The sequence below is a fragment of the Vibrio sp. 10N.261.54.A5 genome, from assembly GCF_041471145.1.
In the GTDB taxonomy this organism is placed as follows: Bacteria; Pseudomonadota; Gammaproteobacteria; order Enterobacterales; family Vibrionaceae; genus Vibrio; species Vibrio crassostreae_C.
Genome location: NZ_JBFRNU010000013.1, coordinates 62468 through 85700 on the forward strand (window position 1 = coordinate 62468; position 23233 = coordinate 85700).

The window sequence follows — 23233 nt, forward strand, 5'->3', positions numbered from 1 at the left end:
CAACTAAAGTGATGAAGGTACGCAATGGCCGACTGGAATGGTGAATACATAAGCCCATATGCTGAGCATGGAAAGAAAAGCGAACAAGTAAAGAAAATTACAGTTTCTATCCCTCTAAAAGTGTTAAAGGTTCTTACTGACGAGCGTACTCGCCGCCAGATTAATAACCTACGCCATGCAACAAACAGTGAGCTACTGTGCGAAGCCTTTCTACATGCGTACACAGGCCAACCACTACCAACGGATGAAGACCTTCGTAAAGACCGCCCAGACGATATTCCTGCTGAAGTGAAAAAGCTGATGACAGAGATGGGTATCGAGTTCGAAGCGTTTGACGAAGAATAAAAACAACTCAGTCACTGCCTTCATTATTGATTCGCTCTAGCTGAACCTTATTTATCACATCGCGCATAGCTTTTTATGATTGCGCTGTGAATGATAGACATAAAAAAACCGACTCCAGATGAGTCGGTTTTTTATTATTCTTTTTGGCTCAATAGAGCAACAGCTATTAAGCCATATAGTTAGCAGGCATCTCGATACGAGCTACGCCAGATTCAACAGCCGCTTCCGCAACTGCTCGTGCTACGCGAGGAAGTAGACGTGGGTCCATTGGCTTAGGAATGATGTAACCCTTACCGAACTCCAGTGCAGTCTCGCCCGCAGCTGCTAGTACTTCAGCTGGAACTTCTTCTTTCGCCAGTTCACGAATCGCTTTAACCGCCGCTAGCTTCATTTCGTCATTAATTTCGCTCGCACGCACGTCTAGTGCACCACGGAAAATGAATGGGAAACAAAGTACGTTGTTTACTTGGTTAGGGTAATCACTGCGGCCTGTACCCATGATTAGGTCAGAACGAACTTCGTGTGCAAGCTCAGGCTTGATCTCTGGATCTGGGTTTGAACATGCAAACACAACAGGCTTATCAGCCATCAGCGTTAGTGCTTCAGCAGGCAGTAGATTCGGCCCCGATACACCCAAGAACAGGTCAGCGCCTTCGATAACATCTTCAAGCGTACGCTTATCAGTGTTATTTGCGAACAGCTCTTTGTATTCGTTTAGGTCATCACGACGAGTATGGATCACACCTTTACGGTCAAGCATGTAGATTTTTTCACGCTGAGCGCCACACTTAATCAGTAGTTCCATACAAGCAACCGCCGCTGCGCCAGCACCTAAACAAACGATCTTACACTCTTCAAGTTTCTTACCTTGAAGCTCGATCGCATTCAGCATACCCGCTGCCGTTACAATCGCAGTACCGTGTTGGTCATCGTGGAATACCGGAACATCACAACGTTCAATCAGGCGACGTTCAATCTCAAAACAGTCTGGTGCTTTGATGTCTTCCAGGTTAATACCGCCGAATGTATCTGCGATATTCGCAACTGTATCAACGAACTCATCGATTGTGCGGTGTTTTACTTCAATATCGATAGAATCTAAACCAGCAAAACGCTTAAACAGGAGCGCTTTGCCTTCCATAACAGGTTTAGAAGCAATAGGGCCAAGGTTACCTAGGCCAAGAATCGCTGTACCGTTAGAGATAACTGCAACCATGTTGCCTTTACCTGTGTACTTATAAACGTTATCAACGTTCTGTGCGATCTCGCGAACAGGCTCAGCCACGCCTGGGCTGTATGCAAGTGCTAGGTCTTCTGCAGAGTTTGCAGGCTTCGTCAGTTCTACGGCAATTTTGCCTGGAATTGGGAACTCATGGTAATCAAGAGCTTGCTGACGGAATTGTTCTTGAGGTGATAATTCTTGAGAGGATTGAGCTTGGCTGCTGTCTTCAGACATAGGTGTAGGTTCCTAGGATATTATTATTTGGGGGGATCTTGTTCATGTTAATGGATGTACTTCAAAGTTCCTAGGTGGTTGAAGCCTCTGTCTCATTAAAAAACGAGATTTCACTACTAATAAGACCAGTGAGCAGTTGAAATTACTATCGCTTGTTGAAGTTTCGTGCTGAATTTTGGTGAAGAGAGATACGCAAGGAATTGCCCTGAAATAGAATAGAGAGGCAACTTATCGTTGGGTGAGAGTGATGCTTGAATAGAAGTCAGTGCTTTCTCAAATTACAGGCAACAAAAAAGGACACCGAAGTGTCCTTTTTCATGTCTAAATAGCGAGAATTACTTCTTGCTAGAAAGAGCACCGAAACGCTTGTTGAAGCGATCAACACGGCCGCCAGTATCTACGATACGTTGCTTACCAGTGTAGAACGGGTGACATTTGTCACATACGTCTAGGTGGATTGATTCTTTTGCTAGCGTTGAGTTGAACTCAAATGTGTTGCCGCAAGAACAAGTTGCAGTAACTGCTTTGTATTCTGGGTGGATTCCAGCTTTCATGGGATAACCTCAAGTAGGCCGTGTCGCTATACGATTCTAAGCCGCACACCACACGTAGTTTAAAAAAAGAAATAAAGACACCGCATCGACACAAAAGAGTGATGAAGCCATACCTTTAAGGCGCAGTATAGTAATGAATCTATAAAGCAGGATCAACCGATTTGATACATTTTTCACCAATTCTCTCTTTATTTCCTTTATCGGCCTGAGATTTCGGGCTGTCGTTGTCGGTATACGCTAACTCGCCACCTTCATCCAAACTGCTTCTCGAATTTAACCGCCTTATCCTTTAGACTGTTCGCTCTCGTCAACTCAGATAAAGCCGTCCCTTTATGCGTCCAATGATTGCCCGCGTGGCACTGCCTGTTCCACTCGACAAGCAGTTCGATTACAAGATTCCAAACCACCTATTTCCGATTATTGGTGGACGAGTCTCTGTGCCTTTTGGACGACAAACCTTAACCGGCATTGTCACGGCTCTGGTTAACGAATCTGAATTCGAGCTAGACAAGCTCAAACCGATTAAAGCCTTGTTAGATAATCAGCCTGTTTGGCCGGAATCTGTCTATTCACTGTTAACTTGGTGCAGTCAGTTCTACCAGTACCCACTTGGCGAAACCTTTGCCAATGCCCTACCCAGCGCTTTACGCAAAGGCAAAGCTGCAGACTTCGCAACTTTGGTTGAATGGCAGTTAACGCCATCAGGCAAAGACCAACTGATGCAAGGTTTTGGTCGCGCAGTCAAACAAGCCAAAGTGATGCACATGCTTGAGCAAGGCCCCGTTCCCCATCAAGAGTTCATTGATGAAGAAGTTGGCAGCGCCGTACTCAAGACACTAGAAGAGAAAGGCTGGATTGAATCAGTAGAGAAAAAGCCAAAACGTCAGCCATGGCCAGTTGAACTTGAGAATGACCAAGACAAACCTAAGCTCAATGCCGAACAAGCCATCGCGATTGCGACCGTAAATAGCCAAACCGACTTTGGTTGTTTCCTGTTAGAGGGCGTTACTGGCTCAGGTAAGACCGAGGTTTACCTGAATATGATTAAGCCGATTCTCGATCAAGGTAAACAAGCGTTAGTGCTCGTGCCCGAGATTGGTCTCACTCCTCAAACGATTAACCGCTTTAAGCGACGCTTTAATGTGCCTGTTGAGGTTATCCACTCAGGTTTAAACGATTCAGAACGCCTGAATGCGTGGTTATCGGCGCGCGATAAAATAGCAGGCATCGTGATTGGTACCCGTTCAGCTCTGTTCACGCCATTTGCTGACCTAGGTATTATCATTGTCGATGAAGAACACGACGCGTCTTATAAACAGCAAGATAGCCTGCGCTACCACGCTCGAGATGTGGCGATCATGCGTGCTCATAAAGCGCAGATCCCGGTTGTGTTAGGCTCGGCGACTCCAGCCTTTGAGACGCTGCACAACGCTCAGATCGGCAAATACAGTTATCTCACCCTGACTTCACGTGCGGGTGTCGCACTGCCGACCACCAATAAGGTGTTGGATGTTAAAGGTGAATATCTAGAAAGTGGTTTGTCTGCGTCGTTAATTGCAGAGATGCAAAGACACCTCAAAGCTGGCAACCAAGTGATGCTGTTCCTCAATCGTCGAGGGTTTTCTCCGGCATTAATGTGTCACGATTGTGGTTGGACGGCCGAGTGTAAACGTTGTGATGCTTACTATACCTATCACCAATACAGTAATGAGATGCGCTGCCACCACTGTGGTTCTCAGCAGCATATCGTGCACAATTGCCAAGGTTGTGGGTCTGCGAACTTAGTGACAGTGGGTGTCGGTACCGAGCAGTTAGAGGCTCAGCTTGGCCAACTATTCCCTGAATACAAAACCATTCGTATTGACCGCGACAGCACCCGCCGTAAAGGCAGCTTAGAAAGCGCACTCGAGTCGATTCGTAAGGGTGAATTCCAAATTCTTATCGGCACGCAGATGCTTGCTAAGGGTCATCATTTCCCTGATGTGACACTTGTGGCGTTATTGGATGTCGATGGCTCTTTATATAGCAGTGACTTCCGAGCGTCTGAACGTCTTGCCCAGCTATTCATCCAAGTAGCGGGACGCGCAGGACGAGCAAGCAAACCCGGTGAGGTGATCTTACAGACTCACCACCCAGAACATGGGTTGCTGCAAGCTTTGCTGCATAAAGACTACAACCACTTTGCTCAGACGGCGCTGGCAGAACGTAAGCAGGCAATGTTACCGCCTTATACCTTTATGACTCTGTTTAGAGCAGAAGCCAATGACACTCGCTTGGTGGAAGAGTTCTTGCGTCAGGTTCGTCACACATTGGAATCGCACCCGTTGTTTGATCAATATTGCATGGTGTTAGGACCAACTCCGGCTCCGCTGGCTAAGCGAGCGGGCAAATCGCGCTGGCAGTTAATCTTACAAACTCAGACCCGCTCGTTAATGCAGAAGCTATTAATGAGTGCCAAGCCGGCCATCAATATGTTACCCGCTGCGAAAAAAGTTCGCTGGTCACTCGATATTGAGCCGCAAGATTTGAGTTAAACCCACTTGGGTTAAAACTAATGATAAGTTTGTTCACAAATATTTCATATTTCTCGTGAGCAACTTCACACTAGTCATGTGATTTTTGTTAATCTAGCCGTAACTTTACACGGATTAAACGAATAAAATATTGCAATAAAAAAAGTGTTAGCAACACTTTCATAATATCTATTCGATTACATTTATTATTCACGCCTTAGATGCTTAGGCGGCAAAGGAACTTAAAAGAGGGTTTAATTTATGGCGACAATGAAGGATGTTGCCCAGCTAGCAGGCGTCTCAACAGCCACGGTATCACGTGCATTGATGAACCCTGAGAAAGTCTCAGTTTCGACTCGCAAACGAGTGGAAACAGCAGTACTTGAAGCTGGATACTCACCCAATACATTAGCTAGAAACTTACGTCGCAACGAATCAAAAACCATCATCACTATTGTTCCTGATATCTGTGACCCTTATTTCGCCGAGATCATTCGTGGTATCGAAGATGCCGCAGTAGAAAATGATTACCTTGTTCTACTGGGTGATAGCGGCCAGCAAAAGAAGCGCGAGTCTTCGTTTGTTAACTTAGTTTTCACCAAACAAGCCGACGGCATGTTGCTGCTGGGTACTGACCATCCGTTTGATGTCAGCAAACCTGAACAAAAGAATTTACCGCCGATGGTAATGGCGTGTGAGTTTGCCCCTGAGCTTGAACTGCCTACGGTACACATCGATAACCTGACCTCTGCCTTTGAAGCGGTGAACTACCTAGCTCAGTTAGGTCATAAGCGTATTGCTCAAATTTCAGGACCAGTATCGGCAACACTGTGTAAGTTCCGCCAACAAGGCTACCAGCAAGCGCTGCGTCGCGCCGGAGTCTCAATGAATCCAGCCTATAGCACGGTCGGTGACTTCACCTTTGAAGCGGGCGCTCAAGCGGTTCGTCAATTACTGGCACTTCCTGAACAACCTACAGCTATCTTCTGTCACAACGATGCGATGGCGATTGGTGCGATTCAAGAAACGAAGAAGCTGGGCTTGCGCGTTCCTCAAGACCTATCGATTGTCGGCTTCGATGACATCCAATTCGCTCAATACTGCGATCCACCGCTAACCACCATTTCTCAGCCTCGTTATGAGATTGGACGCCAAGCGATGTTGATGATGCTTGATCTATTAAAAGGCAACGATGTGCAAGCAGGTTCGCGTCTGCTTGAAGCTAAATTAGTGGTTCGAGGCAGTACAGCGCCACCTCGAATATAACCCTTAGAAATACCCTTATAAATCTGCGGCACATTTTGATGTGCCGCTTCCATTTCTGCACTATTATCCTCGCGCAATCTGGATTACCATGAGGGCAGAATCAGCAACTATTGAATTGTCTTGTGGCTAATAGAGATTATGTAAAGCGCGGTCGTGGCACGAAAAAACCGACCAAAAAACAAGCCCCTCGCCGTAAACCTTGGCGCAGTGGTCTTTTGGCGATCCTCCTTGCCGGTGGTTTTGGTTACGGACTTTACCTATTGAGTAATGATCCTGAGCCGCCTGCACCAACGCCTGTGGCAACCAAACCAAAACCTAAGCCAAAACCAGCGAAAGTGATTCCGCCGCCTCCTGAAGAGAAGTGGGACTACGTTGAAACGCTGCCAAGCCGCGAGATTGAAGTAAAAGCCAAAGAGCAACAGATCTCTAAGATCCCTTACATCATGCAGTGTGGCGCTTACAAAACCTCGTCGCAGGCAGAAGCACGTAAGTTGGATATTGCCTTCCAAGGTATCTCAAGTGAGATCCGCAAGAAAGATGGCAGTAGCTGGTACCGTGTGGTTTTAGGGCCATACAAGTTGAAGCGTGACGCAGAACGCGATCGCCATAAGCTGCAACGAGCGAAAATTGAACCTTGCGCTATTTGGAAAGACGGGTCTTAATCAACTCAATATATAATAGGGGGAAGAGGATTCCCCCTATTGCTGTTTGAAAGCGTTCAATAGTTCATCGCACAAGCAATACCAGTATGTTAATCAAAAGAGTGCGTTTTAACGAAACTGAGGTACTTGTTCGTAGTACTCAAGCCCAAAGTCAGTCAGGTAGACCTGCTCCTTATTTATCTCAATGTAACCAAAAAAATCCAAGTGCGCTAAAACGTTAGGAAATGGACGTTTAAGAAAAACGTTAACCGAGTTTTTTAGATGTTCTGTTGAACACTCGCCCGCCTCCTGATACATCAGATGATGCAGTATAGACAGCTCATCCAGATCCATATCTCTATTAAAAAAACTGATATTGTCACTATTCATCACACTACTCCTTATGCAGTGAATACCACTGATTAGTGAACATCATTCCTTATAAATCAAACAAAAAGTGTTAACCATTTCACGTTAGAAATTTGTTTTATCTTTTTTTATATTTATCACAAACTATTAACCCACCAACCCTTGCCACACATAGGCTCAACAGGTAATGGATATTTGAAATAACTGGTAACATTTAGTTTTTTTGATATGACATACCATTAAAAGTGGCACTTGAATTCATGATAGTGGAGCCACATATAAGTAGTAACCATAAATAATAATCAAAAGAGGTCGACTCGTGACTACCATTGTATCTGTACGTCGTAATAATAAAGTCGTCATCGCGGGTGATGGACAAGTATCTCTGGGCAATACAGTAATGAAGGGCAACGCCCGTAAAGTACGTCGCCTATACAACAACAAAGTACTGGCCGGTTTTGCTGGCGGTACGGCTGATGCTTTCACGCTATTCGAAAAATTTGAAAGCAAGCTGCAAATGCACCAAGGCCATCTCACCAAAGCGGCAGTTGAGCTAGCGAAGGATTGGCGAAGCGACCGTGCTCTACGTAAGTTAGAAGCACTGTTAGCAGTAGCGGATGAGACCGCTTCACTGATCATCACAGGTAACGGTGACGTAGTTCAACCTGAGAACGACCTGATTGCGATCGGTTCGGGCGGAAACTTCGCTCAAGCAGCCGCTACTGCACTATTAGAAAATACTGATTTAGATGCGCGTGAAATCGCAGAGAAGTCGCTGAACATTGCAGGCGACATCTGTGTCTTCACCAACCATCACCACACTATTGAAGAACTAGAAAGCACCGTTGAGCTGCCAAAGCCAGAGTAACGACCGCTTCCATCAATAACGTTGTATTCAACAGTGATTAAAGAATTAAGGAAAAACCATGTCTGAGATGACTCCTCGCGAAATTGTTCACGAACTCAATCGCCACATTATCGGCCAAGACAACGCTAAGCGCTCAGTGGCTATCGCTCTTCGTAACCGCTGGCGCCGTATGCAGCTTGAAGAAAGCCTACGTGTTGAAGTATCACCAAAAAACATCCTGATGATTGGCCCAACGGGTGTAGGTAAAACTGAAATCGCTCGCCGCCTAGCGAAATTAGCAAACGCGCCTTTCATCAAGGTAGAAGCGACTAAGTTCACCGAAGTGGGTTACGTTGGTAAAGAAGTTGAAACCATCATCCGTGATCTAACGGACGTTGCGATCAAGATGACGCACCAACAAGCGATGGAAAAAGTACAATACCGCGCTGAAGAACAAGCTGAAGAACGCATTCTTGATGCCCTTCTACCACCAGCGCGTGATGCTTGGGGTCAGAACGAGCAATCAACTGAAGACACAACCTCTTCAAACACTCGTCAGATTTTCCGCAAGAAACTGCGTGAAGGTAAGCTAGATGACAAAGAGATTGAAGTTGATGTAGCCGCACCGCAAATGGGCGTTGAAATCATGTCACCTCCAGGCATGGAAGAGATGACAAACCAGCTGCAAGGCATGTTCCAAAACCTAGCGGGCGACACCAAGAAAAAGCGTAAGATGAAAATCAAAGACGCATTCAAAGCACTGACGGAAGAAGAAGCTGCGAAGCTTGTGAACCAAGAAGAGCTGAAAGAGAACGCGATCTTCAACGCTGAAAACAACGGCATCGTATTCATCGATGAGATCGACAAAATCTGTAAGCGTGGCGACAGTTCAGGCCCAGATGTATCTCGCGAAGGTGTTCAGCGTGACCTACTGCCTCTTATCGAAGGCAGTACAGTATCAACCAAGCACGGTATGGTTAAAACTGACCACATCTTGTTTATCACATCAGGCGCATTCCAAGTGGCTAAGCCATCTGACCTGATCCCTGAGCTACAAGGTCGTCTACCAATCCGCGTAGAACTTGAAGCACTATCAGCACATGACTTCAAACGCATCCTAACTGAGCCAAAAGCATCTCTAACAGAGCAATACATTGCCCTAATGAAAACAGAAGATGTCAACATTGAGTTCACTGAAGATGGCATCAACCAGATTGCGGACGCAGCATGGCGCGTAAACGAAACCACTGAGAACATCGGTGCGCGTCGTCTACACACAGTGATGGAGCGTCTAATGGATGAGATTTCATTCGAAGCAACAGACAAAGCTGGCAGCAAGCTAGTGATTGATGAAGCTTACGTAACATCGAAACTTGGCGAATTCGTTGAAGACGAAGACCTAAGCCGCTTCATCCTGTAGCACACCAAACTCTAACTTATTGCTCTATCTCAAAGAAATAGCAGCTAATAAGCGAATTCAAGGCCCACTTTCGAGTGGGCTTTTTATTACCCGAAAAATGGGCGTATACTCAAATCACAGTATGAAACGAAGACTTACAAAGAATTAGACCTACGATGAAACAATCTCTACTGATCTGGCTTGATGCCGCACGACCAAAAACTCTGCCTCTCGCACTTGTCTCTATTCTTACAGGAAGTAGTTTAGCGTTCGCCGGTGGTCAGTTTTCTTTATCGATAGCCCTACTGGCATTTTTAACCGCCACCCTATTACAGATTTTATCGAACCTAGCCAATGACTATGGCGACGCCGTAAAAGGCACAGACAACGAAAATCGTCTGGGGCCAACACGTGCCATGCAATCTGGCGCGGTAACAGCGAAAACCATGAAGCAAGCGATCATCCTCAACATCGTGTTTACTATGGTCGCTGGGCTGATTCTTATTTTTCATGCCTTAACCTCGATTGAAAGTATCTTATCTTTCATTGCGTTAGGCATATTAGCCATTGTTGCTGCCATCGCTTATACCGTCGGTAATAAGCCTTATGGCTATATTGGCCTTGGCGACTTATCGGTATTTATCTTCTTCGGTTTATTAGGTGTTTCAGGGACTTACTTCTTGCACACTGGCCATGTTGAACCAAGCCTATTCCTTCCGGCATTGGGCTGTGGCTTGATGGCGGTTGCGGTACTCAATATCAACAACATGCGTGATATCGAAAACGACAGCGAATGTGGTAAGCGCACCATGGCGGTTCGCCTAGGACAACGCAAAGCCAAACACTATCATTTTGCTCTGCTTGGCCTCGCCCTTGCGTCTTTCGCTATCTACCTGCTTATTCAAGAAAAACCGGTCTGGATCAGCCTGCCGTTTTTGCTGAGCATTATTATTGTTTACAAGCATGGCAAAGCCGTTTGGGAAACCGAAAAGCCAGCGCAAATTGCACCAATGATGCCCGTGATTGTGAAATGCTCACTGGTCACTAACCTATTGTTTGCAGGGGTTGTCGTAGCTCAAACTCTATTGAGTTAAATGAGACTAATCATTGCAAAGGGATCAAGCGCCGATATACTCAAAGTAAGCTCATTGTTCAAAAGGTATACTAATGGAATACAACACTTCAGCACTGTGCGACATATATTTGGATCAAGTTGATGTCGTGGAGCCAATGTTCAGCAACTTCGGTGGACGTGCATCCTTCGCAGGACAGATCACGACATTAAAGTGTTTTGAAGACAACGCTTTGATTCGCTCTGTACTAGAGCAAGACGGTCTGGGGCGTGTGTTGTTAATCGATGGGGGCGGCTCACTACGTAAAGCGCTGATCGATGCTGAGATAGCCCTACTTGCCGAAGACAATGAGTGGGAAGGGATTGTGGTTTACGGGTGCGTTCGTGAAGTCGATGAGCTTGAAGACATGAACCTAGGTATCCAAGCCTTGGCTTCTATCCCTGTTGGTGCGAGCCAAGAAGGTGTCGGTGAATTAGACGTTCCAGTGAACTTTGGCAGCGTGACCTTCTTACCTGAAGATTACCTCTACGCAGACAACACTGGCATCATTCTTTCTGCCGAACCTCTAGATGTAGAACTCGATTTGGATGTCGAGGAAGAAGACGTCGAGTAACTCTCACTCAGCTTCAAATAATAAAACAAATCATAAGAACACAAACAAAAACGCCCGCTACTGAGTAGCGGGCGTTTTTTTAAATCTGAAGAGTCGATTACTCTACTTCATCCATTTTACCAAGAAGGTTACGGATGCGATCTTGCCATGCTGAATGCTCTTCCTGCATTTGCTGAGTTTTTTGCTCTAGCTCGTGACGGCTTGCTTTAAGCTCACCAGCTTCTGTTGCTAGTGCTTGTTTCTCTTCTTTAAGCTCTTCCACTTCCATTTGAAGAAGTGCAATTGTATCTACTGCTGTTTGAATTTTTGCTTCTAGCTGCTCTAGTACTTCAAAAGACATTCTGGCCTACCTTTAAGTTATCCGTTTGATGGTGAAGGTTCACTCCACTTATTTCCCCATTCTACTCAGCAGAGCAAGGATAAACACTCAATATATTCGATATTTTGCGCCATTCGATGAAAAAAACAGCACTTTTTACCGAATATTAACGTGAACGATTACCGCCACAACGGCAAACCGATTATTTTGATGAATAATAACTGTTTTCCACTGCGAATTGATCGAGAGCAATCTCCAAAAAACAAAAAGGCAAACGTTTCCTTTTGGATATGGTAAAATTCGCCGCGAAATTTCTATTCCCCCTTTGAAAATTTTGGAGTCCGCATGAAACGCGATTTAGCAATGTCATTCTCTCGTGTCACAGAAGGTGCAGCACTAGCTGGTTACAAGTGGCTTGGCCGTGGCGATAAAAACGCTGCAGATGGCGCTGCTGTAGAAGTAATGCGTAGCCTATTAAACAAAACCGAAATTAGCGGTGAGATTGTTATCGGCGAAGGTGAAATCGATGATGCACCTATGCTATACATCGGCGAAAACGTAGGTGTGGGCGGCGACGCTGTCGACATCGCAGTTGACCCAATTGAAGGGACACGCATGACAGCAATGGGCCAATCAAATGCATTGGCTGTATTGGCTGCGGGCGAAAAAGGCAGCTTCCTTAAAGCGCCTGATATGTACATGGAAAAGTTGGTTGTTGGCCCTGGCGCTAAAGGCGTGATTGACCTAGAACTGCCACTAACAGAAAACCTAGAAAACATCGCTAAAGCACTAGGTAAAACACTTGATACCCTAGTCGTAACCACGCTTGCTAAGCCTCGTCATGATCAAGTCATCGCCGACATGCAAGCAATGGGCGTTCGTGTATTTGCTGTGCCAGACGGTGATGTTGCGGCTTCTATCTTAACCTGTATGCCAGACAGTGAAGTAGACGTCATGTACTGCATCGGCGGCGCACCTGAAGGTGTGGTCTCGGCGGCGGTAATTCGCGCACTCGACGGCGACATGCACGGTCGTCTTCTACCTCGCCACGAAGTGAAAGGCGACACAGAAGAGAACCGCAAGCACGGTGAACTTGAACTTGAGCGCTGCGCAGAAATGGGCGTAACGGCGGGTATCGTATTGAAGATGGAAGACATGGCACGCAGCGACAACGTTGTATTCTCAGCAACAGGCATCACTAAGGGTGACTTGCTAGAAGGTATTTCTCGTCAAGGTAATATCGCAACCACAGAAACCCTGCTTATCCGTGGCCGCTGCCGTACAATTCGCCGCATCAAATCTATCCACTACCTAGAGCGTAAAGATCCAGAAGTAGTAGGTCATATCCTGTAAGCCTAAATTCGGTGAAACAGAATATTCCAAGGCTGATACCTAGTATCAGCCTTTTGTTTTATTAGCGCACCAGAATCTGACCATGGCAGCCAATAGAGTAAATTATCATCAATATAGTAAATGGTTTGCTTTATAAACACCTTGCCTCATAATAGTAAGGTTCATTAGGTAGGGATAGTATGAAAACAAGCGACAGAATCTTACAGACCATTAAGCGTCAAGGCGCGGTAACCGCGAAACAACTGTCAGAAGAATTTGGCATGACGACAATGGGGGCAAGGCAACATCTGCAAAGCCTGGAAGATGACGGTATTCTTGCGTTTCATGATGTGAAAGTGAAAGTGGGTCGCCCGACTCGCCACTGGTCCCTGACTCAACAAGGTCATAACCAATTTTCAGACCGACATGGTGAACTCACCATTCAAGTGATTGATGCTGTCGAGAATCTATTTGGTAAAGAAGGGCTGGCTAAGGTTGCTGCCGAGCGTGAACAACACACTCTTAAGCAGTATCAAACTGCGCTGTCTGGCTGTGATTCACTCATCAGCAAGCTTAAAAAACTCACCCAGCTTCGTGAAGACGAAGGCTACATGGCTGAGCTTCAAGAACATGATGATCACTACATCTTGATTGAGAACCACTGCCCTATCTGTAAGGCTGCAACTCGCTGCCCTAGCCTGTGCCAATCTGAGCTCAACGTGTTTACTGAGTTACTAAAAGATGAGTGTCACGTGAGCCGTACAGAGCACATCATTGCTGGCGAACGACGCTGCACTTACACCTTAACACCCGCCCTTTGATTGCAAAGGTAATCGGCTAATACCGTCTCAATATTGAGAAAATACAAATAGATTAAAATTTGTACAGATTTCTTTCTTAAGCTTAGAGCATATGAAACACGCTTAATGCTAAGGAAGGAATGATGGCGCATCCACAACCCGCTCAAAAACTGCCACCCTTTGATGAACTTGTCCAACTCGCGAAAAGCGACCCGAAAGCATTCAATCAATTCAAACACGAGATGTGCGAACAGATGATTTGTTCGGCTTCAGACGTGATGCAAGACCGACTTCGTGCGCAGCAAAGTCACATCGACTTAGTGGTTAGCCGTTGTAAAAACCCACACCACGCCAATGTCGTACTCATGCAAGAGCTGCGCTGTCAGGTCTGTAAGTTCCAAGATGCACTCGAAGGGCGCTGCGGCTTTGAAGAATCTCTGCCTGAAAATGTCGTGCCTTTTAAGCCGAATACCGAACCTAAAATGTACTGAAATTAGCAAAGCACTAAAAAGAAAAAGGGAGCGTAATGCCCCCTTCTTATTGGTTCGCTGTTCAATATTCACATGGGTCTTCGCCGTAGTCATTACGGCCTTCTGTACCTTTCAACAAACCACACTCAATCAGAATCCAGAAACCACACACTAATGCCGCGACGGTTGCCGCCATATGAATTGGCGATACCGGCTCTGTCGTCGTTGCAACCATTGGCGAAGCTAAACGACCCAATACTAATGGCACATTCAATAGTAGCCAGTAATTAGACTTATTGCGGTCGTGCCAGCGCTTAGCGGTTACCGCAAGGTCTGGGATCACAAGCATCAATAGGATGATTGGTAGCAGGATATAAGAGTAAGCAGGGAACAACACAGAGATACCTGAAGCAAAACCGGTAATCGCTATGTAGTAGAAAACATTCCAAATCCAGTAAGTCTTACGACCAATTCTCCCCTTGAAAGAGAGCAGTAATTCTTTCATCGACATCTTAAATACTCAAATTTATACGCCGCTAAAAGTCAGCAGCAATGGTTAGTTTATTACTTTTTGAAAGCAACTTTTATCCATATCACGAATATTCACCGTTAAGCTTCTTACATGACTTGCTTGTTCTTGCAGGATCTGCATTAACGATCGTGACAATTCTCGCTTTTGCTCTTCCGTTCGTCCCGAAAGTAACTCAAAGCTGATATGAATAAAGTCTACACTATCTTCCTCATCACCGACCAACCAATTATGGCAACGCAGTGAACGAGATTTCACTGATGGCACATCAAACAAGCCACATGTGAGAGCGACTTGGTGGAGATCTTCCAGTAAGCCTTGGATATTTACTCGCTCATCCACTGAATTGGAGTACTCTAGAACTAGATTCGGCATTGTTACTTCCTGTTGTTAACGCAATCGTTTGTCCCTTAATAACAACTAACGATGAAAAATCCGAGAAGTTAGCTATTATTCTGTCTGCCGGATCACTGATATATGCTCAAAATCTACTCTGACCATTGAGTAAGATCCAAGAAAGTCATGACCACAGTCATGATCTGTTGATATTAATCTGTTATATTATTTCGTAATAAAGTTTACTTTTTTACATTCGATTTATTTAAATACTTTGGAGATATTCCTATGCGTCATCCTGTAGTTATGGGTAACTGGAAACTAAACGGCAGCAAAGAAATGGTTGTTGATCTACTAAACGGTCTTAACGCTGAACTTGAAGGCGTAACAGGCGTAGACGTAGCAGTTGCTCCACCAGCACTTTTCGTTGATCTAGCAGAGCGTACGCTTACTGAAGCGGGCAGCGCGATCATCCTAGGTGCTCAAAACTCTGACCTAAACAACAGCGGTGCATTCACTGGCGACATGTCTCCAGCAATGCTTAAAGAGTTCGGCGCATCTCACATCATCATCGGTCACTCTGAGCGTCGTGAATACCACAACGAATCAGATGAGTTCGTAGCTAAGAAATTCGCATTCCTAAAAGAGAACGGCCTAACTCCAGTTCTTTGTATCGGTGAATCTGAAGCACAAAACGAAGCAGGCGAAACTGTTGCAGTATGTGCTCGTCAACTTGACGCTGTTATCAACACTCAAGGTGTTGAAGCTCTTGAAGGCGCTATCATCGCTTACGAACCAATCTGGGCTATCGGTACTGGTAAAGCAGCTACAGCTGAAGATGCACAGCGCATCCACGCTCAAATCCGTGCACACATCGCAGAGAAATCTGAAGAAGTTGCTAAGAAAGTTGTTATCCAATACGGCGGTTCTGTTAAGCCAGAAAACGCAGCAGCTTACTTCGCACAACCAGACATCGACGGTGCTCTAGTTGGCGGCGCAGCTCTAGACGCGAAAAGCTTCGCAGCTATCGCTAAAGCAGCAGCTGAAGCAAAAGCTTAATTTAAACCTCACCGTTTAGATTAGATGAAAGGTCAACTTAGGTTGGCCTTTTTTGATCTCGCTCGAAAACCGCCACTCCCAACCTCTTTTTTGCACTGAGCTCTTTGTAACTTAATAACATTCCGGTTTATTAGACTGCGTTATGAAGATTTATACACAAGCTCATCTAAACACATTTCGAAAACAGCTCCGAAACAACATGCCTCAACCAGAACGCAAGCTATGGTTTTATATACGGAACAAGCAGCTTGGTATTAAGTTTCGCAGACAACATAGCATCGGAAAGTACGTCGTGGATTTCTTCAGCTGTGAACTAAAACTGGCCATTGAGATAGATGGTAATAGCCACTTTTCAGAACAAGCACAGGCTTACGATCATCAGCGTACACGAGACTTAAACAAGATTGGAATCAAGGTGCTTCGCTTTACCAATAATGAAGTTAATCAGAATCTTGAAGAAGTTTTGGTGAAAATCATGAATTCAATCCCCAAATAAACTTCTGTGTACGCATCCCCCTCTAACTCCCCCTTATTTCAACATTTTCGATTACCCTGCCGATCTAAGGTAAAGGGGGAGAACTTTCTTTGTTCACTTAGGTTCCTAGGCTTACTGAAACCATAAAATGTTCAATAAATCGCTAATAGGAAAGCTTACGTTAATCGCTAAAATTTGTTGTAGTCGGTATATGCTCCAACAACTACGGAACGGTTCCTCCCCTTTCCAATGAAAGCTAAAGGGATCTAGAAACCTGACATAAGGGGAGGCTAGGAGGGGATTTTACAATGAATCTAAAGAACGGCAGGCACAAAAAAACCGCTGAATAATCAGCGGTTTTTAAATTCTTTAAGCGAACGCTAAGCGTGGCTTAGAACAACTCTTCTGCAACGCGGAACAGCTCAGAACGGTCTGGGTTCTGCATGTTCTCGATACAATCGATGATGTCGTGGTGAACAAGTTCTTCTTTCTCGATACCCACACAACGACCACCGTGACCTTCTTGAAGAAGGTGAACAGCGTAGTTACCCATGCGAGAAGCCAATACACGGTCAAATGCAGTAGGACGACCACCACGTTGGATGTGACCAAGAACCGTTGCACGAGTTTCACGACCTGTTGAAGATTCAATCTCTTTAGCCAGTTCGTTAGCATCCATCATTAGCTCAGTTAGAGCGATGATTGCGTGCTTCTTACCTTTCGCAATGCCATCTTGGATGTTGCTGATAAGCTGTTCTTTATCTAGGCCAGTCTCTGGAGTAATGATGTACTCACAACCACCCGCGATTGCTGACATAAGCGTAAGATCACCACAGTGACGGCCCATGATTTCAACAATAGAAATACGTTGGTGAGAAGAAGACGTGTCACGTAGACGGTCAATTGAATCAATAACAGTGTTAAGCGCTGTTAGGTAACCGATTGTGTAGTCAGTACCCGCGATATCGTTATCGATTGTGCCTGGAAGACCGATACATGGGTAACCCATTTCAGTCAGCTTCTTAGCACCCATGTAAGAACCGTCACCACCGATAACAACAAGTGCTTCGATACCGTGCTTCTTAAGGTTCTCAATGCCTTTCTCACGAACAGCAACGTCTTTAAATTCAGGGAAACGTGCAGAACCTAAGAAAGTACCACCACGGTTGATCACGTCAGATACGCTTGAACGGTCAAGCTTTTCGATACGGTCTTCAACAAGGCCTTGGTAGCCATCGTAAATACCGTAAACTTCAATGCCAACTGATAACGCAGTACGAACAACGCCGCGAACTGCTGCGTTCATACCTGGAGCGTCACCACCACTGGTCAAAACACCGATCTTCTTAATCATGCTCACCCTCGATTTTTGGGAATCTATTATTCAATTCTTGTTCTTGCTGATTGTATATCAACAAGATTTTAAATCTATATTTGTGCGTTATGTTACATTTCCTCAACAGGAATAGCACTCAAATCGCGTAAAATTATGTAACATTTCTACTTCTGTAAGAGTATTACAGTTTTACTCAATAACTTTGTTGATTCACATCAGAATCAACATTAATTGTTACTAAGGTGGTTTTTGAATCACCTAACAGTTAATAATTTTTACTCACTTTAGTTCAAAAGCCACTCACTTACCATTTGCCCGCTGATTTTTAGCACGCATTACCACGAGTGGAATTTCTGCTGCTTCTCTGGTCCAAATACGACCGAATACGGGTCTTGGTGAATTAATACATCAGCATCAGGGAACACGGAGATAAGCTTAGCCTCTACTTCGTCAGAAATGCGATGCGCTTCAATAAGTGGGATATTATCTTCCAATTCTAGATGCAGTTGGATGAAGCGTATTGGCCCCGAGCGACGCGTTCGTAATTGATGCACACCCAACACGCCTTCCACGCTCAATGATGTCTCTTTAATCTGTTTCAGCTCATCATCTGGCAGCTTATGATCAAGCAGAGACTGAACCGCTTCCATCGCCATTTGATAAGCGCTGTACAGAATGTAGATACCTATACCCACCGCAAATACAGAGTCCGCTTGGCCAAGCCCAAACCAACTCAATGCCAGTGCCAGCATAATCGCGGCGTTCATATAAAGGTCTGATTGATAGTGCAATGAATCGGCTGCAATAGCTTGGCTACCCGTTTTGTTGACCACATGTTTTTGGAAGCGAACCAGACCAAAGGTCATCACTATCGCGAACAGGCTGACGTAGATACCAATTTCTGGAGAGTTCAGTTCATGAGGTCGGAAGAAGCGCTCAATACCATTGAGAATAAGGAAACATGCAGAGCCTGAAATAAACATTGCCTGCGCTAATGCAGCGAGAGATTCAGCCTTACCATGACCAAAGGTGTGCTCTTTGTCGGCAGGCTGCAGAGAGTAACGAACCACGATAAGGTTAACGACAGAGGCCGCGATATCCAGCATTGAATCCACGACGGAAGCCAACAGACTCACGGAACCTGTCACCCACCAAGCTGCGACTTTCACTATCAATAAAATAGTGGCGATGGTGGTGGCTGCCCAAGCGGCGAGCGTAACTAAACGTGCGTATTCTTGTTTCATAACTTGGCTATAAAGTGACTGATAGCACAAAGTATAACCTGCAAACCACCAATTGAATATGACAGCCATGATGTAAAACATTCATTTTTAAGGATCAAAAAAAGCGACACTCGGCCGCTTCTTTCTAAACACTTTCATTCAACGCTGATTTTTCAAGCAATGAATTACTTGTCTTTGTTCATGCGTTTTCCCATTTTGTCAGCACACTTAGTCATGCGCTCTTGTTGGATTTCTTTCAGTTGAGTCTTTTGCTCAGCCGTTAGTACGCTCATCATTTGGTGTTGCTTCTTAAGCATTGCTACGCGACGCTCAGTTTGCTTCTCAACCATTTGGCTTGCTAGGTCGTTTGCTGCTGCTTCGTCAAAGTTGTCAGCAAGTACCAATGCTTGAACCTTTTCGTGATGCGCTTTCATTTGCGCCATTTTTGCCGTTTTGTTTGCACCGCGCTTTGCTTTCATCTCAGCACGGTCTGCTTCACGCATCTCTTTTAACTGTTCTTTTTGAGCGTCGGTTAGGTCTAGTTGGCGCATTACTTTTTTATCGAAACCGCCACACTTGTCGTGCATACCTTTGTGGTCACCTTTATCACCACCACCGTAAGCATACGCGCTTGCTGTACCAAAAATAAGTGGAAGTGCCGCAGCTGCTAGTACAAGTTTCTTAGTCATTTTCATAATTGTTGCCTCAATTCGGTATAATAAGTCATGTGTTGCGTCTGTTTCTCAGCGCTTGAATATAGATTAGTCTTTCCCTCGTAAAGTGACGTTTAGAAAGCGTAAAGAATCGTAAAGAGTGAAAGTTGACGAATAATTAGCAGTATTATTAACCTAACTAAATGATTAAGGCTTCCCAATGGCGAACATTCTTCTTATTGATGACGACACAGAGTTAACCAGCTTACTTAAAGACATTTTGAGCTTTGAGGGCTTCACTGTCTCCGAAGCCAATGATGGCTATGCCGGGCTTGAAGCGATCAATGATGAGATTGATCTGGTCCTTTTGGATGTGATGATGCCGCGCCTTAATGGCATGGAAACGCTAAAAAAGCTGAGGGAAAATTGGGAAACGCCGGTACTAATGCTGACCGCAAAAGGCGAAGAGATCGACCGTGTGATTGGTCTTGAACTTGGCGCGGATGATTACCTGCCTAAACCTTTCAGTGACCGAGAGTTGTTAGCTCGTATTCGAGCTATCTTGCGTCGTACTCAAACCAACACCGCACCTAAGGCGGCCAGTGATAGAGTTCAATATCAAGACATCGAAGTCTTCCCGGGCAAACAAGAAGCCTACTGCAATGGGGAGCTCATCGACCTCACCACAACCGAGTTCGCCCTACTGAGTCACCTTATCCAAAACCCAGGGCAAGTGATCACCAAAGAAGCATTGAGTTTGGATGTGCTGGGTAAAAGGCTCGCAGCGTTTGACCGCGCGATAGACATGCACATCTCTAATCTACGTAAGAAGATTCCTGAGCGCACTGACGGCAAATCACGTATCAAAACCTTACGAGGCCGTGGCTACTTATTGGTAGAGGAAGATTAATGCGTATACCTAAAATCACCAGCTTATATGGACGTATCTTTGCTATCTTTTGGTTCACCATGTTACTGGTGCTTTTGTCGGTGCTGTCACTTCCCCATTTAGACCCTCGAGTCGCGCGAGATGTGCCCGCAGATCACCTCGATAAACTCGAGCGTATCGCTAAAATCACAGAGAAACGCTACGCCAAAGAACCTAATCTGGGCAAGATTGTCTTCCAACTGGAGGCGCCACGCAGCCGCAAGGATTCTAGAGCTCGCATCTACCTGACCGATCTTGAGGGCGCAGTCCTTACCTCGAAAAGGCATTCAGACTATAAGCTAAAGGCGATTCGTAACTTTGTTACCTCGATTGATAACCCTGAGATACCGAAGCAAAAACTCTACGGACACTACATGGTCGCAGGGCCAGTGCCAATTACTCTCGCTGGTGAAGAGTTGCTGATGTATGCCGGAGTGAAGTGGAACCAACCACCGCCATTCTTACTGCGCCTGTTTGATAGACCTCTGCAGCTATTGCTTGCCGTGATGTTGGCGAGTACCCCGCTATTACTTTGGTTAGCTTGGGCACTGAGTCAACCCGCTCGCAGGCTAGAACGCGCGGCACAACGCGTGGCGAAAGGTCAATTCGAGGTCGATCCAACACTCGAAAAAGGTACTTCAGAGTTCAGACAAGCTGGTGAAAGCTTTAACCAGATGGTAGAAGCGGTAAACCAGATGATCTCCGGGCAACAACGCCTGCTCTCTGATATCTCACACGAGCTCCGCTCGCCACTGACACGTCTTCGCATGGCCAATGCACTGGCGATTCGTAAACAAGGCGAGAGCCAAGAGTTAGAACGCATTGATACCGAAGCACAGCGTTTGGAACAGATGATCAGTGAGCTGCTGACGCTATCTCGTATGCAGGTCGACAGCCATATTACTCGTGAGGTTCAGCCTATCTCGAGCCTATGGGAAGAGATCTTAAAAGACGCAGAGTTTGAAGCCGAACAGATGGGCAAACAACTGACGTTCTCGGAGATCCCAGAACGCTCTATTTCGGGGAACCCTAAACTGCTGATGAGTGCGCTAGACAACATTACACGCAATGCCATCTACTACGGTAAAGACCAAGTGGATGTACAGTTCCATGTGGTTCAAGATCAGCTAACAATTTGCGTCAATGATAATGGTGATGGTGTTCCAGAGGATGAACTCGATTCTATCTTCAGACCTTTTTACCGTGTCTCAACAGCGCGTGACAGAAACTCTGGCGGCACAGGGCTTGGATTAACCATTACTGAAAGTGCGATTCGCCAACACAGCGGAACCATCACCGCAACCCGCAGCCAGCTCGGTGGATTACAACTCGAAATCACCCTGCCTATCTTACCGGTGTAATACCCCCACAAAGATCTCAGTTGATAATGATTGTCATTACCATTATGGTAAATCCTCTAATTAAGGAGGATTTACCATGTCGCACACTTTCCCTGCTTTACCCTACGCTTACGATGCCCTAGAGCCTTACATTGACGCTAAGACAATGGAAGTGCATTACAGCAAGCACCATAGAACCTACTACGATAAGTTTGTTGCGGCGGTGTCTGGCAGCGAGCTAGAACAGCAATCTCTGACCGAGATCTTCGCCAACATCTCTCAGCACAGCCCGGCTGTTCGTAACAATGGCGGTGGCTACTACAATCACATCTTGTACTGGAACTGCATGTCGCGAGACGGCGGTGGTGAACCTACGGGCGAGCTTGGTGAGGCTATCAAGAGTACCTTCGGTGATTTCGAGACATTCCAAGATCAGTTCGCCCAAGCGGCGATCAATACCTTTGGCTCCGGCTTTGCTTGGCTAGTGGTAGAGCAAGGGCAACTGAAGATCATCTCAACCTCGAACCAAGATAATCCGTGGATGGATACCGTTGTCAGTGATGGCGAACCGATTCTTGCGCTCGATGTTTGGGAACACGCCTACTACATCAGCTACCAAAACCGTCGTCCTGATTACATCAACGCATGGTGGAATGTGGTGAATTGGAAGGCGGTTGCTGAAAACTACGCACAAGCACTCGCGAATAAAGCGTAAGCGAATGGTGGTGAACTGTACTCACTCAGCTTGCCACCGTATACTCGGGCTATCTTTGATTACTCTTGTGAACCAACATGTTTGATATCGCTCTATACGAACCAGAAATTGCACCCAATACGGGTAACATCATCCGCCTATGTGCTAACTGCGGCGCAAACCTGCACCTGATTGAACCGCTTGGCTTTGATTTTGAAGAGAAGAAGGTTCGTCGTGCTGGCTTGGATTACCACGACCTTGCGCGAGTTAAGCGTCACAAGAACCTAGAAGCTTTCCTTGAGTATCTTGAGAATGAACGCGAGGGTGACTTCCGCATCTTTGCCTGCACCACTAAAACGACAGGTCACCACGTTGATGCAAAATTCCAACAAGGTGATGTGTTGATGTTTGGCCCAGAGACTCGCGGGCTGCCTGCTGAATTCATCGAAAGTATGCCAATGGAACAACGCATTCGTATTCCAATGATGCCAGACGCGCGCAGCCTGAACCTGTCTAACGCAGTGGCAATCATTGCTTTTGAAGCATGGCGACAAATGGGTTTTGAAGGCGCGGTATAACCGAACACTCAAGCTTATCTGTTATCTGTTATCGATAGTAAACAGTAAGTAACAGCTAGCGACAGACAATAAAAAAGGTTCATCG

Annotated in this window: 26 protein-coding genes; 17 read left to right on the forward strand and 9 right to left on the reverse strand. The window is 45.7% G+C overall.

All coding sequences use genetic code 11. The annotated features are described in order from the left end of the window. Positions 1-24 precede the first annotated feature (24 nt). A complete protein-coding gene (gene metJ / locus AB4329_RS03885; protein ID WP_004415993.1) occupies positions 25-345 on the forward strand; it encodes a met regulon transcriptional regulator MetJ in 321 nt (106 codons plus the stop codon). 166 nt (positions 346-511) lie between these two features. Here the strand turns inward: metJ and AB4329_RS03890 are convergent, their stop codons facing one another. Both AB4329_RS03890 and rpmE read right to left on the reverse strand, forming a co-directional pair. Beyond that, positions 512-1801 (reverse strand): malic enzyme-like NAD(P)-binding protein, encoded by a 1290-nt coding sequence (locus AB4329_RS03890; RefSeq protein ID WP_017061144.1) that lies wholly within the window; start codon positions 1799-1801, stop codon positions 512-514. Positions 1802-2136: 335 nt separating this feature from the next. Continuing rightward, positions 2137-2355: a 50S ribosomal protein L31 gene (gene rpmE / locus AB4329_RS03895; protein WP_004737142.1), complete on the reverse strand. Its 219-nt coding sequence runs from the start codon at positions 2353-2355 to the stop codon at positions 2137-2139. 332 nt (positions 2356-2687) lie between these two features. On the opposite strand from rpmE, the gene priA reads away from it, so the two are divergent. The 3 genes from priA to AB4329_RS03910 all read left to right on the forward strand — a co-directional run bounded on the left by priA (position 2688) and on the right by AB4329_RS03910 (position 6796). Next, positions 2688-4889, forward strand: a complete 2202-nt coding sequence (gene priA / locus AB4329_RS03900; protein ID WP_372137676.1) for a primosomal protein N' — start codon at positions 2688-2690, stop codon at positions 4887-4889. 240 nt (positions 4890-5129) lie between these two features. Beyond that, entirely contained in the window at positions 5130-6134 is a 1005-nt protein-coding gene (gene cytR, locus AB4329_RS03905) for a DNA-binding transcriptional regulator CytR (RefSeq protein WP_017061147.1), read from the forward strand. A gap of 122 nt (positions 6135-6256) precedes the next feature. After that, positions 6257-6796: an SPOR domain-containing protein gene (locus AB4329_RS03910; RefSeq protein ID WP_017061148.1), complete on the forward strand. Its 540-nt coding sequence runs from the start codon at positions 6257-6259 to the stop codon at positions 6794-6796. 108 nt (positions 6797-6904) lie between these two features. On the opposite strand, the gene AB4329_RS03915 is transcribed toward AB4329_RS03910, so the two are convergent. Further along, the gene (locus AB4329_RS03915) at positions 6905-7165 is read right to left on the reverse strand and encodes a hypothetical protein (protein ID WP_017061149.1); all 261 of its coding nucleotides are present in this window, start codon (positions 7163-7165) and stop codon (positions 6905-6907) included. Positions 7166-7463: 298 nt separating this feature from the next. Here AB4329_RS03915 and hslV point away from each other — a divergent pair, with 298 nt between their 5' ends. The 4 genes from hslV to rraA all read left to right on the forward strand — a co-directional run bounded on the left by hslV (position 7464) and on the right by rraA (position 11076). Then, on the forward strand, positions 7464-8012 hold the full coding sequence (hslV, locus tag AB4329_RS03920; RefSeq protein WP_004729692.1) for an ATP-dependent protease subunit HslV: 549 nt from the start codon (positions 7464-7466) through the stop codon (positions 8010-8012). A gap of 58 nt (positions 8013-8070) precedes the next feature. Next, positions 8071-9411, forward strand: coding sequence for an HslU--HslV peptidase ATPase subunit (gene hslU, locus AB4329_RS03925; RefSeq protein WP_017061150.1), 1341 nt, complete (start codon positions 8071-8073; stop codon positions 9409-9411). Positions 9412-9566: 155 nt separating this feature from the next. Further along, a complete protein-coding gene (locus AB4329_RS03930) occupies positions 9567-10484 on the forward strand; it encodes a 1,4-dihydroxy-2-naphthoate polyprenyltransferase (RefSeq protein WP_017061151.1) in 918 nt (305 codons plus the stop codon). Between the two features lie 73 nt (positions 10485-10557). After that, positions 10558-11076: a ribonuclease E activity regulator RraA gene (gene rraA, locus AB4329_RS03935; RefSeq protein WP_017061152.1), complete on the forward strand. Its 519-nt coding sequence runs from the start codon at positions 10558-10560 to the stop codon at positions 11074-11076. A gap of 97 nt (positions 11077-11173) precedes the next feature. On the opposite strand, the gene zapB is transcribed toward rraA, so the two are convergent. Then, entirely contained in the window at positions 11174-11416 is a 243-nt protein-coding gene (zapB, locus tag AB4329_RS03940) for a cell division protein ZapB (RefSeq protein ID WP_008219652.1), read from the reverse strand. A gap of 324 nt (positions 11417-11740) precedes the next feature. Between zapB and glpX the strand changes: the two genes are divergently transcribed. The 3 genes from glpX to AB4329_RS03955 all read left to right on the forward strand — a co-directional run bounded on the left by glpX (position 11741) and on the right by AB4329_RS03955 (position 14018). Continuing rightward, positions 11741-12748 (forward strand): class II fructose-bisphosphatase, encoded by a 1008-nt coding sequence (gene glpX / locus AB4329_RS03945; protein WP_017061153.1) that lies wholly within the window; start codon positions 11741-11743, stop codon positions 12746-12748. 179 nt (positions 12749-12927) lie between these two features. Then, positions 12928-13548, forward strand: coding sequence for a metalloregulator ArsR/SmtB family transcription factor (locus AB4329_RS03950; protein ID WP_017063674.1), 621 nt, complete (start codon positions 12928-12930; stop codon positions 13546-13548). 122 nt (positions 13549-13670) lie between these two features. Next, a complete protein-coding gene (locus tag AB4329_RS03955; RefSeq protein ID WP_017061155.1) occupies positions 13671-14018 on the forward strand; it encodes a DUF3135 domain-containing protein in 348 nt (115 codons plus the stop codon). A gap of 61 nt (positions 14019-14079) precedes the next feature. Here the strand turns inward: AB4329_RS03955 and AB4329_RS03960 are convergent, their stop codons facing one another. Both AB4329_RS03960 and AB4329_RS03965 read right to left on the reverse strand, forming a co-directional pair. After that, positions 14080-14508, reverse strand: coding sequence for a DUF805 domain-containing protein (locus tag AB4329_RS03960; RefSeq protein WP_017061156.1), 429 nt, complete (start codon positions 14506-14508; stop codon positions 14080-14082). 45 nt (positions 14509-14553) lie between these two features. Beyond that, on the reverse strand, positions 14554-14901 hold the full coding sequence (locus AB4329_RS03965; protein ID WP_017061157.1) for a 5-carboxymethyl-2-hydroxymuconate Delta-isomerase: 348 nt from the start codon (positions 14899-14901) through the stop codon (positions 14554-14556). 249 nt (positions 14902-15150) lie between these two features. Here AB4329_RS03965 and tpiA point away from each other — a divergent pair, with 249 nt between their 5' ends. After that, a complete protein-coding gene (tpiA, locus tag AB4329_RS03970; RefSeq protein WP_017061158.1) occupies positions 15151-15921 on the forward strand; it encodes a triose-phosphate isomerase in 771 nt (256 codons plus the stop codon). Between the two features lie 142 nt (positions 15922-16063). Next, a complete protein-coding gene (locus tag AB4329_RS03975; protein WP_017061159.1) occupies positions 16064-16417 on the forward strand; it encodes an endonuclease domain-containing protein in 354 nt (117 codons plus the stop codon). 370 nt (positions 16418-16787) lie between these two features. Here the strand turns inward: AB4329_RS03975 and pfkA are convergent, their stop codons facing one another. The 3 genes from pfkA to AB4329_RS03990 all read right to left on the reverse strand — a co-directional run bounded on the left by pfkA (position 16788) and on the right by AB4329_RS03990 (position 19650). After that, positions 16788-17750 (reverse strand): 6-phosphofructokinase, encoded by a 963-nt coding sequence (pfkA, locus tag AB4329_RS03980; protein ID WP_017061160.1) that lies wholly within the window; start codon positions 17748-17750, stop codon positions 16788-16790. A 317-nt stretch (positions 17751-18067) separates the two neighbouring features. Next, entirely contained in the window at positions 18068-18976 is a 909-nt protein-coding gene (gene fieF, locus AB4329_RS03985) for a CDF family cation-efflux transporter FieF (protein ID WP_017066567.1), read from the reverse strand. Between the two features lie 164 nt (positions 18977-19140). Continuing rightward, a complete protein-coding gene (locus tag AB4329_RS03990) occupies positions 19141-19650 on the reverse strand; it encodes a CpxP family protein (RefSeq protein WP_017063671.1) in 510 nt (169 codons plus the stop codon). Positions 19651-19828: 178 nt separating this feature from the next. On the opposite strand from AB4329_RS03990, the gene AB4329_RS03995 reads away from it, so the two are divergent. From AB4329_RS03995 to trmL, 4 genes are all read left to right on the forward strand, one after another. Next, positions 19829-20518, forward strand: coding sequence for a response regulator (locus AB4329_RS03995; RefSeq protein WP_017066566.1), 690 nt, complete (start codon positions 19829-19831; stop codon positions 20516-20518). After that, on the forward strand, positions 20518-21897 hold the full coding sequence (gene cpxA, locus AB4329_RS04000; protein WP_017068848.1) for an envelope stress sensor histidine kinase CpxA: 1380 nt from the start codon (positions 20518-20520) through the stop codon (positions 21895-21897). The genes AB4329_RS03995 and cpxA overlap by 1 nt, the downstream gene beginning before the upstream one ends. Positions 21898-21973: 76 nt before the next feature. After that, positions 21974-22591, forward strand: a complete 618-nt coding sequence (locus AB4329_RS04005) for a superoxide dismutase (protein WP_017066564.1) — start codon at positions 21974-21976, stop codon at positions 22589-22591. A gap of 77 nt (positions 22592-22668) precedes the next feature. Beyond that, positions 22669-23148, forward strand: coding sequence for a tRNA (uridine(34)/cytosine(34)/5-carboxymethylaminomethyluridine(34)-2'-O)-methyltransferase TrmL (gene trmL / locus AB4329_RS04010; RefSeq protein ID WP_009844716.1), 480 nt, complete (start codon positions 22669-22671; stop codon positions 23146-23148). Positions 23149-23233 lie beyond the last annotated feature (85 nt).